The sequence below is a fragment of the Sorangium sp. So ce367 genome, assembly GCF_051520455.1.
Lineage (GTDB): Bacteria > Myxococcota_A > Polyangia > Polyangiales > Polyangiaceae > Sorangium > Sorangium cellulosum_B.
This window is the reverse complement of the sequence record NZ_CP150334.1, coordinates 10924063-10936114: the sequence shown is the minus strand read 5'-3', so window position 1 is coordinate 10936114 and position 12052 is coordinate 10924063. Positions and strand designations below refer to the sequence as shown.

Here is a 12052-nt window from a genome sequence, read left to right as displayed (position 1 = left end):
GTCCGGCCCCCTTCCGCCGGGGCTTCATCCGCTCCTCCCGCAGGCTGGGCAACGCTGGACCGGAGCGAGGCCACCGAGCAGTTGCTCGACGGTGACGCCCGCTGCCTTGGCGGCGCGAAGCGCGGTCGCAGGCGAGCCGTTTGCCCGTCCGTTCGCGATGCTCTCGACCGCGATGACGGACATGTCCATCACCTCGGCCAAGCAGGACCACGAGCCGTACGCCGCTCGAAGGCTGCGCAAGGCTGCCCGTAGGCGCTTGCGCTGGGTCTGGGTCAGCGAAATACAGGGAGAAACACGGCGGCGGCGCTTGGGCGCACCTTCGCCTTGCCCACCGTCCGGCGGGATCAAGTACAGTTGCACTGTCGGGACCTCGCGCTGTGAGGTTTCGGCCACGACCCCCGGTGCGCGCCAACGCACGCGGGGGTCACTTGCGCCGAACTTAGCCGCTCACGCGAGGCCCGGAATCAAACGAGGCCAGTCTTCTGCAAAGAAGGCCACCACCCGCCGCCCAGGCGCGGGCCCATGTCCGACATGCCGGGGCGCCTCGCCGCCCAGTAGTGGTCGCGTTTGCCTGAAACGCGACCACCCCGCGTCAACTGCGACCACCTCGCCGTAAGCGCCTCGACCCCCTCCGCTGGCGCTGTGTAGATCAAACCACGGGCGCGTAGGTGGTCACCTCAGTCTCGCCGACGGCGATGGCGCTCACCCGCGGTGATTGTTCCTTCGACTTGTTCTTCGCGCGGTACTGAACTTCGTCCGCGCGTTTGAGGAGCGCCTTGGCATTCCCGGCTGGGTTCGTGGTGCTCACACTCCCGCACGAGGCCGTCAGCGCCACCTCGACTCTGCTCTCGCCGAGCCGCAGGACCTCCTTGCCGAGTTGCCGCACGAACGCGCCGAGAAGCCTGCCTGCTCCATCGTCGGTGGTTCTCGGCAAGATGACCACGGCCTCGTCGCCTCCGTTGCGGTATGCCTCCCCGTGCTGCCCGAGCGTTGACATGACGGCCTGGAAGAACGCACGGATCGCTTCGTCGCCCCCCGAGTGCCCGTATGTGTCGTTGATCGCCTTCAGCCCGTTCATGTCGAGGAAGACGACCGACAACGACGCTTCCGTGCTCGCTGACAGGAGAGCAATAGCGAGGTCGGTCTCGATGTGACGCTTGGCCCAGAGCAGACCGGTTTCATCACGGTCGCGCCCCGTCTTGAGTTGCTGTTCAAGCTCGGACAGCCGCACGCGACCCCTATGGCCGATTCTCAGAGTGACCGGCTGTCCAATGATAAGCATGCCAACAAGATTGGTAATGAAATCTGGTCTCGCAGCGAGCGCATGGAATACGCCGTCGGGGTGCACTTTTGCTGCGTGATCGTAGAAGTCGTTTAGGTAGCCGTTTTCAAGCAGCGACGCGATCATCTGCTGGTCGGCTGTTCCAGCATACTTCTCCTGATATTCACGCGTCCCCTCGCGATCTAGTTGCGCAAGGAACTGCATCTCTCGAAGGCGTGCGTCCATCCGGTCCATTGAGCCCACTGTACCACGACCTTGGGCGAGGCTTGTCCGGCTCCCATCTCGCCGGTGTCCCGCCAAGGCGCCCAGGCGCCTCTAGTGCCGCCCCGCAGATTTGACGATCCGTTTCGCCCGGCTCGTGCGTCTGGGTGGGCGTGAGGGAAGAACGAAAGCAGCCGAGGCCCCGGTTCAGAGGGCTCCAGCTCAGCCAGGAGGACCAGCAGGCGCTGCGCCGACGCGAGCGGGAGGGCCCGCTGGGCATGCTCGTCGCACGGCGGGTCCAGGCGCTGCGTCTGCTCGACAAGGGCTGGACGATCACGCAGGCAGCGGAGGCGACGGGTACATACCGCCGCGAAGTGCGGCGTGTCGCCAACCGCTTCCTGGAGGGTGGCGTCGAGCACGCGCTGAGCGAGGAGTCCCGGCGGCGCCGCTCCAAGCTCCTCGACAGTGTGCAGACGGCTGCGCTGATCGCGATGGTCTGTGGCCCGCCGCCCGAAGGGCGGGCGCGATGGACCATTGCCCTGGTCACCGACGAAGCCGAGCGCAGAAAGATCGTTCGCTCGGTTAGCCGAGAGACCATACGCAGGACCCTCGCCGACCAGGACATCAAGCCCTGGCGGGAAAAAAATGTGGTGCGTTCCCAAGATCAACGAGCCGTTCGTCGAGCGGATGAAGGACGTGCTGGAGCTGTACGCCCGGCCCCACGACCCGAGCGAACCAGTCGTAGCGCTCGATGAGCGCCCCGTCGTCCTGCACGACAACGCAAGGCCCGACAGGCCGATGCGCCCAGGAAAGCCGCGGCGCATCGACTACGAGTACGTGCGTCGGGGAACGGCCAACATCTTCTCCATCGTAGAGCCGAAGACCGGGCGCCATCTCACCCATGCGACGGAGGACCGGACGCGTCCGTCCTTCGCGCTCGCTGCCGAGCGTATTGCGCGTACCTACCCGCGGGCGCGTCGGATTCATCTGGTCCTGGACAACCTCAACACTCACACCCCTGCATCGCTCATCAAGGCCTTCGGGGCCGAGCGGGGCCATGCGCTTGCCTCCCGTTTCGAGTTTCACCATACGCCGAAGCACGCGAGCTGGCTGAATGCTGCGGAGATCGAGGCCAGCCTCGTGTCGAGGGAGTGCCTCGGCCGCAACCGCATCCCAACGCTCGCGGCGCTCCGGGCTCGCGTACGGCAGTGGAACGCAGCTGCGGACCGAGCTCGCCGCAAGATCAACTGGACGTTCACCGTCCGCGACGCCGAGCGAATCTTCGGGTCCGAATGGTTCAACAGAATCCTGTCAGAGCACTAGTTCGGAGGATCCGGCGCGCTCCCCGCGGGGCTTTCGTGGTGGAGGAGCCACCGGGCGAGCGGCGCCCAGGCCTGGTCGACGGCGTCCGCGGCGTAGAGGAGGTCGCCGTGCCCGAAGTCCTCGTCCTCGTCCTCGTCCTCGCGCGCGGGCGCGAGGTGCCTGACGACATGAGCGGCGACGTCCGTGGAGGCGATGAGCGTGGTCCGCATGAGTCGGTCTCGCTCCGCCACGCGGCGATTCGACCCTGGCCAAGTGGTCGAATAGGATTGTGATTTCAATGAGAAGATCTGGAGAGGCAGGCGGTCATGGACGTCTATGAGGCAGTCAGGAGCCGACGGGCGGTGCGCGGATTCACCGACCAGCCCGTCTCGAGGGAGGTGCTGGAGCGCGTGTTATCCGCAGCGGCTTGGTCGCCATCCGGATCGAATCTCCAGCCGTGGAACATCTACGTGGTGACCGGCGCGCCGCTGGCTGAGCTCAAGAGGCTCGCCGTTGCGCGCGTGGCTGCAGGCGACCCCTGGGACGAGCGGGAGTACGAAATGTACCCGCCGGGACTGAAGTCCCCGTACAGAGAGCGCCGATCCGCCTTCGGCAGGGAGCGCTACGCCTCGCTCGGCATTGCTCGCGAGGACTGGGAGGCGCGGCAGCGGGCCGCGATCGCCAACTGGGACTGTTTCGGCGCGCCCGCCGCCCTGTTCTGCTACATCGACCGTGATTTGGGCCCCGCCCAGTGGGCCGACACCGGGATGTATCTGCAGACCGTCATGCTGCTGCTGCGCGCCGAAGCGCTGCACAGTTGCCCGCAGATGGCGTGGTCGCAGGTTCGCAAGACCGTCGCGCAGGTGCTGTCACCCCCGGACGGGCTCATCCTCTTCTGCGGCATGTCGATCGGCTACGAGGACCCCACGGCCGGTTACACCCGTACGGGCCGGGCGCCGCTCGACGAGACGGTCGAGTTCATCGACGGTTTTGGTTCGCGCTCTTCAGAGACGGGAGACTAGAAGCCGAAGGTCGGATCCTTCTCGGAAGCGCCCTTGCTGGAGGGCGCACCCTGGGAGGGCCGCCTGGCCGGGGGAGGCGCCTGCGGGCGCGCAGGCCTTGGCGTGGCTGGCGTGGCCTTCGCGGCGCCAGGTGGGGGGGCGGCCGATGGGGGGGGCGCCGAGGCGGAGGCCGCGCTGGTCGGGGCCGACGATGCCGGCGTGGCGGGGACGGCGCTCGTGTCCGGGGGAGGCGGGGCAGGCATCTCCTCCACCCGGGTCGGCGGTGCAGCGGACGCCGGAGCGTCCGGCGGAGACGTCGCCGCAGGGGAAGCGGTGACGTCGGGAGCAGGCGAGCGAAGCAGGACGACTGCGGCGATCCCCAGGCCGACCACGAGCACGCTGGCGGCCACGGCGAGCACCGCCCGCGACGGGGCGCGACGATCCACGGGCGGGGACAGCGCGCCTCCCACGGCCTCCAGCGTGCCGCTGGCGGTCAGCGTGCCGCCCGCGGCCAGCGTGTCGCCCGCGCTCACCACGCCACCCGGGACCCGCGTGCGGTCCTCGACGACCGTCCCGCCCGCCGCCAGCGTGCCGCCGGCGGTCACCGCGTCGTCCAGGGCCACGGTGCCACCCCCGGCCGGCGCGACGCCGTGAGCGCCCGCGACGCCGTGAGCCGGCGGGATGCCGAGAGCCTGCGCGATGCCGTGAGTCGGCGCGACGCCGTGAGCTGGCGCGCTGCCGAGAGCCTGCGCGACGCCATGAGCCGGCGCGACGCCGTGAGCCAGCGCCTCGGTCGAGTCCAGCGAGTCGCGCGAGTCCGGGACCGCCGTGCGCTGCACCGCCGCGGCGAACGCGCGGGCGAGCTCGCTCGCGCTCTGGAAGCGCTCCGCGGGCTCGCGCTTGAGCGCGCGTTCCAGGAAACGATCCAGCTCGGGCCACAGCGCAGGCGCGAGCTGCGAGGCGACCGGAATGTCGCCCGTGCAGATCTCCACGAGCACGTCGCCGAGCTCTTCGCCGGGGAACGGCAGCTGGCCCGTGAGGCACTGGAAGATGATCACGCCGAGCGACCAGAGATCGCTGCGGAAGTCGATCGTCTTGCTCCGGCGCACCTGCTCGGGGCTCATGTAGTGCGGCGAGCCGATGAGCGTGCCGGTCTTCGTCGCGTCGGCGGCGAGCCCGGTGCCGATCGCCTTGGCGACCCCGAAGTCGAGGATCTTGACGACCTCCTCGCCCTGCCGCGCGAGGAAGATGTTCGCCGGCTTGAGGTCGCGGTGGATGAGCCCCACCTCGTGCGCGCGGCGGAGCGCCTTGGACACCTGGCTCACGATGCCGAGCAGCTCCTCCGGCTCGAGGCGCCCGTGGCGTGCGAGGTACGCCGCGAGGTCCTCTCCCTCGAGCAGCTCCATCGCGAGGTAGGGCGTGTCGCCCTCGAGGCCGTAGTCGTAGACGTGGACCACGTTGGGGGTCCGGAGCTGGGCCGAGGCCTTCGCCTCCCGCTCGAACCGCGCGCGCGCGACGGGGGAGTCGGCGTGCTGCGGCATCATGAACTTGAGCGCGACCTCGACGTCCAGCTGGAGGTGCCGGGCCACCCAGAGGAAGCCCATGGCGCCGCCCGCCAGCGGCCGCTCCAGGCGATACTTCCCACCGACGACGCTCCCCGCTTCAAGCGACAGCATGCGATCGAGCCTTCCGCGTCCCAGCGTCGTTCCGTTCGGGCCTCCGCGGTCTAGCAGAGGCCGGGTCCCATGTCGCGCTCCTTACAGCGGCCGGCATCTCGCCTCATCATGCCACGGGCGCGGCGACGCGACGAAGGCCGAGCGCGAGCGGGCTGCTGTCGCATCTTCTCCTCCCCCGCATCGACAGGCGGCTCCCAGGCCCTCCGGGCGCTCCGCGGCATCGAGGCCAGGGGCGATGTCGCTGACGAGGGAGAAGCTGCTCCCGCCCAGGTGGCTCAGGGCTCTGCTCCCGTGCATGCAATATTGGTGAAATTTTCCGGCTATTCAGGCGTTCGGGGCCCGCCGATCGCCGACGTCGATGCAGCCAAGAGGTAGGTAGGGGCGAGCTGCCGTGCTCGTCCGTGACACGGGCCAGCGCGCTGCGTGCGCGAGCTCGATCCTCAGCGTCAACGCCCGCGCCTTCGACCGCCGCGTCGTTCGCGCTCTCCCGCGGTAGGTGCGCGCACACCCCGAACCTCCGCGCGATGAACTGCCACTCTCCTGTTCATCGATTCGCGCCCCCCCCCAACGCCGTGGCGGTGCAGCGCTGAAGATACGATTTCTAAATGACATCGATGCGGCGCATGTAATAGCCCCAGTTCTTCTCCTCCCCATACGCGACGCCGCTCTCCATCATTTCGCAAAAACAGCACGACTCGCGCGAAAATTGGCTTGCTGGCGCGTCCGATGAATCCCATTCTCGTCGCCGCATCGATGCGCAGCAGATTCGACGCCTTCGGCAAAAGCGTCCTGCGCGAGACCCTCGATCTCGTCGGCGGCGCCGACACTCAGGTCGAGGTCATCGCAACATCCCAGACCATGGACATCCGGTACGTGCCCGATCCCACGCGCGCCGCGTTGCGCGCAGAGCTCGGCCTGCTCGGCGAACTCGCGGCAGAACCCTGCCAGTTCGAGCCCTTCCACGACACCCCCGGTCCGGCCGAGCTGCGCGGCTGCGTCCGCAAGCAGCTCCACTGGCACCACGAGCTCGAGCGCTGCGCCGGCGGCACCGTGCCCTTCCCGCGGCTGTGCGTCCTCAGCAGCGGCCGGCCCGCCACCATGCTCGATGCGTTCGGCTTCGACCCGGTGCCCGGGCGTCCCGGCCTGTACCGGGCCGCGGCGGGATGGCGGATCGACCTCGTTGTCATCGCCGAGCTGCCGCGCACCCGAGACACCCTGCTGCTGCGCCTGCTCGGCGCGCGCACCGTGCTCCGGGATGCCATCCGCGAGCTCGTCGCCCTGCCCGACGACGCCTGGGAGAGGGGCATCGCCCTGCCCTGGCTGGCACGATTGTGCTTCGAGACCCCGGCAGAGCCCTCGGCGCGCACCGCAGAAGACGCGGAAGAGGAGGAGATCGTGACGGAAGTTCAGCAATGGTTCGAGCAGCTCAAGCAGTCGCTACGCGACGAGGCGCGCAAGGAGGGCCTCCAGGAGGGGCGCAAGGAGGGCCTCCAGGAGGGGCGCAAGGAGGGGCAGCTCCGGGTGCTGGCGAGGCAGTTCGAGAAGAAGCTGGGCCGGCCGCTGACCGAGATGGAGCACTCCGTGTTGGCTGAACGGTTCGAGCGCCTCGGCGCCGATCGCCTCGACGATGCCAGGCTGGCGCTCCCGCCCGAGGCGCTCGCTGCCTGGCTCGCGGACCCGACGGCGCGCTAGGACAGATCCGTCGTTCGCCGACGGTGCCTACGCTTCCGTCGCGGGTGCGCCGGCTCGCAGCGCGGGTCACCCGTGGGGGAACGCACCGGGCGCACGCCCTCGGCGCGTCGCGCGGGGGCGTAACTGCGGCGTCCGGTACTAAGCTGCGTGCGCCATGGTCGACGCTTCCCCCATCACCGCCGTCCTGGGCCCGACCAACACCGGCAAGACCCACCGCGCCATCGAGCGCATGCTCTCGCACGACTCGGGCATGATCGGCCTGCCGCTGCGCCTGCTCGCGCGTGAGGTCTACGACCGGGTGAGCATCCAGGTCGGCGAGGCCCGCGTCGCGCTCGTGACCGGCGAGGAGAAGCGCGTCCCGAGGCGGCCGGACTACTGGGTGTGCACCGTCGAGGCGATGCCGGTCGATCTGGAGGTCGACTTCCTGGCCATCGACGAGATCCAGCTCGCCGCGCACGACCAGCGCGGCCACGTGTTCACCGAGCGCCTGCTCCTCTCGCGCGGCCGGCGCGAGACCTGGTTCCTCGGGGCCGACACGATGCGGCCGCTCGTGGCCGAGCTCGTGCCGACCGCAAGCATCGTCCAGCACCCGCGCCTGTCGCGGCTCGCGAGCGCCGGGGCCGGCAAGCTCTCGCGCCTGCCGCCGCGCAGCGCCGTCGTCGCGTTCTCGACCCCGCAGGTCTACGAGATCGCCGAGCGGCTGCGCGCGCAGCGGGGCGGCGCGGCCGTGGTGCTCGGCGCGCTCTCGCCGCGCACCCGCAACGCGCAGGTCGCCCTCTTCCAGTCGGGCGAGGTCGACTACCTCGTCGCCACCGACGCGATTGGCATGGGGCTCAACCTCGACGTGCGCCACGTCGCGTTCGCGGCGCTCCGCAAGTTCGACGGGCGCGCCGTGCGCGACCTCGACCCCGCCGAGCTCGCGCAGATCGCCGGTCGCGCGGGCAGGCACCTCGCGGACGGGACCTTCGGCACCGTCGCGCCGCTCTCGCTCCCCGACGGCGTGGCCTTCGCGATCGAGGCGCACCGGTTCCCCCCCGTGCGGCGGCTGCTCTGGCGGAGCAGCGAGCTCGACATGAGCTCGATCGACGCGCTCCTCGCGTCGCTCCGGGCGCGCCCGCGCGTCCGCTCGCTGAGGCTCGTCGACGACGCGGAGGACACGGCCGCGCTCGCGAGGCTCGCCGAGGACCCGGAGGTGCGAGCGCGCGCGCGGGGTGAAGAGGCGGTGGGGCTCCTCTGGGAGGTCTGCCGCATCCCCGACTTCCGCAAGCTCCTGTTCGAGTCGCACGTCGCGCTCCTCGCCGAGATCTACGGGCAGCTCTCGGGCCCGACCGCGGCGCTCGACGCCGGCTGGATGGCCGCCCGGGTGGCCGAGATCGACGAGGTGGGCGGCGACATCGACACGCTGATCACGCGGATCGCGTCGATCAGGACGTGGACGTACATCTCGAACCACGCGCGCTGGGTCCGCGACGCGGCGGCGTGGCAGGAGCGCACGCGGGCGATCGAGGATCGCCTGAGCGACGCGCTCCACGAGCGGCTCGTGCAGCGCTTCGTCGAGCGGGGCGGCGGTGCGGCGCGCCGCTCGCGGGCGGCGTCGGGCGCGCGCTCGTCGCCGGGCGCGCCCTCGACGCAGCGGCGCGCGGAGGCCGAGCCGCCGGCGGTGCCGGAGGGGCACCCGTTCGCGCGGATCGCGGCGCTCCGGGCCCGGCTCGCGCCGGGGCCCGCGGCGCCCGCGCTCGAGGACGACCGGGCGCGCTGGGTCGAGGAGCTCGTCGGGGCGCCGCACGAGCGGTTCTCGGTCGACGTGGGCGGGCGGATCTTCGACGGCGAGCGGCTGCTCGGCCAGCTCGCGCGCGGCCCGACGCTGCTCCTGCCCGACGTGCGGCTCGCCGCGCTCGAGGACCTCGGCGCGGGGGCGCGGTCGCGCGTGCTCCGGCGGCTCGTGGCGTTCGCGCGCGATCTCGTCGAGGCGCTGCTCGCGCCGCTGCGCTCGCCCGAGGTGCGCGCGCTCCCGGGCGCGGCGCGGGGGATCGTCTACCAGCTGGAGCAGGGGCTCGGGACGGCGGCGGCGCGCGACGCGGAGGAGCAGGTCGCCGAGCTCGCGCCGGAGGGCCGGGCGCTGCTCGCGGCGCGCGGCATCGAGGTGGGCGAGCGCGTGCTCTACGTGCAGCCGCTGCTCCGGCGCGGCGCGCTCGAGCGCCGCCTCGCGCTGTGCGCCGCCTGGTTCGACCGCGGCCGCGTGCCGGCGTGCCCGGCGCCCGGCGCGGTGTCGATGGCGGTCGCGCCGGGCGTGGATCCGAAGGCCTACGCGGCGATCGGCTACCCGGTGTTCGGGACGCGGGCGCTCCGCGCGGACGTGGCGGAGCGGGTGCTCCGGGCGCTCGCGAGCGGCGAGCCGGCGGAGCGGCTCTCGGGCTGGATGGGGTGCTCCGCGCGGGAGGCGCCGAGGGTGGCGGCGTCGCTGCTGGGGTAGGGGAGAGGGCCGGCGACCGCCGCACCGAGGCTGGATGGCGAGGGGCCCCACCCTCTCTCTGCATCAGCGGCCGGGCCAATCACCGACGGTACCTCGAACCATCGAGGCGGTGAAATCCCACCTGGTTCCGTGTGTCAGAAATCCAGCCGAGGAGATTCGCTCGGAGGCGGGAGAAGCAAATTTCAACATCGCACAGGTGCTGGTCGAGCCGCTGCGGACGGCCTGCGAGTTCGTATGCTGGCTCAGCGCGTATGGCAGCAGGCGCGCCGCCTGGCGCGGCAATGGGTTCACCATCGGGCTGAGAACCGAGCTCGTGGCCGAAGACGATCCGCCGACGCTGCGCCTGCTCGGGCGCTAGCTCGGCGTGTCGGCGTCTCGCCAGCGGCGCCGAGGTCCGATAGGCGGACGATGTTCGACCGCATACTACATACATCGCCACTATTGCGCGGCCGATGTGCGGGTCGCCGGCTGTATCGTGGCCGTGGGGATGCTCAGGTTGTAGCCAGCGCATCGAGGGCGTGGGACGCTCCTCGTGCTGTCAGGGCAGTTCCCCGCCGCGCCGCGGGCTCGTATACTCGGTCGTGATGCTGCTGCGGGGTCGGACGTCGCTCGGGCGAGCGTGTCTCTTGACAAAGCTCGTGGTCATGCTTCTGCCGCTCTGTGTGGCCGGCTGTGCACGGCCGCCTCCGTCCACAGCGGCGACCTCGAAGCAGAACGGCGAAAGGGGGATGCCCGAGCGCTCCCCTCCGGAAGCGCAACGATGGATCTCCGCATCCATTCCGGAGCGCGCGCATCCTGGCGGTGAACCCGACGAAGAGATCATGCGCCTCGTCGTGATGATCAGGTGCCGTGAAATCGACGGCGCAGGCATCATCTTCGGCGTGGACGAGGGACACCTCTATATCGCGACCGTAGCACATGTCGTGGGGCACTGCCCGAGCGGCGTGCGCGTCAAGCTCAGAGGGCTCGAGCGGCAAGTCGAGGCGAATGTATTGAGGCGAGCGGGCGATCGGCTCGACCTCGCGGCGGTGAGCGTGGCGAACCCCAGGAAGCTTGGCGTCGACGTCGATGGTCTATCTTTCACTCGGCTCGGTGTGAGCCCCATCGCGCGCAGAGACGCTGTCTACGCGCTGGGAAACCCATCAGGTAATAACTGGAGCGTGAGCTCAGATCCCGACCGGGTCGCGAGGATCGAGAACGACGAGGTCATCTTTGACTCGATGTTCATTCGCACGGGCCACTCCGGGGGCGCCTTGCTGAACGATCGGTGGGAGATCATCGGCCTGCTCCGCGCCGATGAGCCGCCCACGGGTGTAGCCATCAGCATCGCACGAGTCATTGAAACGTTGCGAGAGTGGAAGTACCCGGTAAAGCTGCAGCCGTCATTCCCGCGCGTCAGCGCGGGAGGCGATCGAACATGCGTCGTGAATCCGGAGGGGACCGTCCGGTGCTGGGGGGATCTGCTCGGGGAGAATACCTCCGAAACGCTGACCCTCTCGGGGGCGCGTTTCAAGTCCGTCAGCGTGGGCTTGCGACACGCTTGCGGTGTGACGTTCGATGGCACCGCGTCCTGTTGGGGAGTGAACAACTACGGCCAGCTCGGCAACGGCTCCGATGCGAACAGCTTCGACGTGGAGACGGGGGTCCAGCAGGGGCCGCTCGTGTTCGCCTCCGTCGCCGCAGGCGGATTCCACACGTGCGCCGTCACGATCGAGGGCAGCGCATTCTGCTGGGGGCACGGCGCGGAAGGTCGTCTGGGCAACAACTCCGGTCACGACAGCCGGATCCCGGTGCCTGTCTCGGGCGGCCTCAGGTTCACGTCGATCACCGCAGGCCTGCGGAACACCTGCGGGCTCACCACGAGCGGGTCTGTTTACTGCTGGGGCGGAATGAGCGGGACTGGCCTACGCAGAGAGGGCACAGAGTCCCCGAACACCTGGAGCCCAGCGCTCGTGCTGGGCAACATCACATTCAAATCCGTGGCAGCGGGCCAACATCAACTTTGCGGGCTGGCGGCCAACAACGATGTGTATTGCTGGGGGTCCAACGAGGACGGCGCATTGGGAAACGGATCCACGACGGAGATCGAGCTGACGCCTGTCCGAGTCGCCACTGCGCTGAAATTTCGGTCGGTCACCGCCGGTCTGGGTGGACACGCATGCGGGATCAGCACCAATGGCGCGGCATTCTGCTGGGGCCAGAATACGAATGGTTCACTCGGCAATGGAACGAAGACCAGGAGCAGCGTGCCCGTCCCCGTTTCGGGCAACCTTCGGTTCGTGGAGCTCAGCGCCGGGGTCAACCACACGTGCGGCGTGAGCACGGATCGTTCGATCTATTGCTGGGGATCCGATAGATTTGGGTTGGGCACCGGAACAGCGACCGGCAGCACCAGGCCAGCTCGCGCTCCTATGCTCCAATAGCT

Annotated in this window: 10 protein-coding genes; 7 read left to right on the top strand and 3 right to left on the bottom strand. The window is 69.7% G+C overall.

Annotated features, from left to right (window positions below; translation table 11 throughout):
• Positions 1 to 649: 649 nt before the first annotated feature.
• Positions 650 to 1516 (bottom strand): diguanylate cyclase domain-containing protein, encoded by an 867-nt coding sequence (locus WME97_RS41475; protein ID WP_437546090.1) that lies wholly within the window; start codon positions 1514 to 1516, stop codon positions 650 to 652.
• Positions 1517 to 1656: 140 nt separating this feature from the next.
• On the opposite strand from WME97_RS41475, the gene WME97_RS41470 reads away from it, so the two are divergent.
• Positions 1657 to 2238, top strand: a complete 582-nt coding sequence (locus WME97_RS41470; RefSeq protein WP_437546088.1) for a helix-turn-helix domain-containing protein — start codon at positions 1657 to 1659, stop codon at positions 2236 to 2238.
• Positions 2171 to 2806: an IS630 family transposase gene (locus WME97_RS41465; RefSeq protein ID WP_437546086.1), complete on the top strand. Its 636-nt coding sequence runs from the start codon at positions 2171 to 2173 to the stop codon at positions 2804 to 2806. Before WME97_RS41470 ends, WME97_RS41465 begins: the two co-directional genes overlap by 68 nt.
• On the opposite strand, the gene WME97_RS41460 is transcribed toward WME97_RS41465, so the two are convergent.
• Positions 2803 to 3015 (bottom strand): hypothetical protein, encoded by a 213-nt coding sequence (locus WME97_RS41460; protein ID WP_437546084.1) that lies wholly within the window; start codon positions 3013 to 3015, stop codon positions 2803 to 2805. The two genes, WME97_RS41465 and WME97_RS41460, sit on opposite strands and share 4 nt — an antisense overlap.
• 96 nt (positions 3016 to 3111) lie before the next feature.
• Between WME97_RS41460 and WME97_RS41455 the strand changes: the two genes are divergently transcribed.
• On the top strand, positions 3112 to 3807 hold the full coding sequence (locus WME97_RS41455; protein WP_437546082.1) for a nitroreductase family protein: 696 nt from the start codon (positions 3112 to 3114) through the stop codon (positions 3805 to 3807).
• On the opposite strand, the gene WME97_RS41450 is transcribed toward WME97_RS41455, so the two are convergent.
• Positions 3804 to 5462: a protein kinase domain-containing protein gene (locus tag WME97_RS41450; protein WP_437546080.1), complete on the bottom strand. Its 1659-nt coding sequence runs from the start codon at positions 5460 to 5462 to the stop codon at positions 3804 to 3806. The genes WME97_RS41455 and WME97_RS41450 overlap by 4 nt on opposite strands.
• A 711-nt stretch (positions 5463 to 6173) precedes the next feature.
• Here WME97_RS41450 and WME97_RS41445 point away from each other — a divergent pair.
• The 4 genes from WME97_RS41445 to WME97_RS41430 all read left to right on the top strand — a co-directional run bounded on the left by WME97_RS41445 (position 6174) and on the right by WME97_RS41430 (position 12050).
• The gene (locus WME97_RS41445) at positions 6174 to 7154 is read left to right on the top strand and encodes a hypothetical protein (RefSeq protein ID WP_437546078.1); all 981 of its coding nucleotides are present in this window, start codon (positions 6174 to 6176) and stop codon (positions 7152 to 7154) included.
• A gap of 154 nt (positions 7155 to 7308) precedes the next feature.
• Positions 7309 to 9627 (top strand): helicase-related protein, encoded by a 2319-nt coding sequence (locus WME97_RS41440; RefSeq protein WP_437546076.1) that lies wholly within the window; start codon positions 7309 to 7311, stop codon positions 9625 to 9627.
• A gap of 109 nt (positions 9628 to 9736) precedes the next feature.
• Complete coding sequence (locus tag WME97_RS41435; protein WP_437546074.1) at positions 9737 to 9985, top strand: hypothetical protein; 249 nt, start codon at positions 9737 to 9739, stop codon at positions 9983 to 9985.
• Positions 9986 to 10271: 286 nt separating this feature from the next.
• Positions 10272 to 12050, top strand: a complete 1779-nt coding sequence (locus WME97_RS41430; protein ID WP_437546073.1) for a trypsin-like peptidase domain-containing protein — start codon at positions 10272 to 10274, stop codon at positions 12048 to 12050.
• The last annotated feature ends 2 nt before the right edge of the window (positions 12051 to 12052 follow it).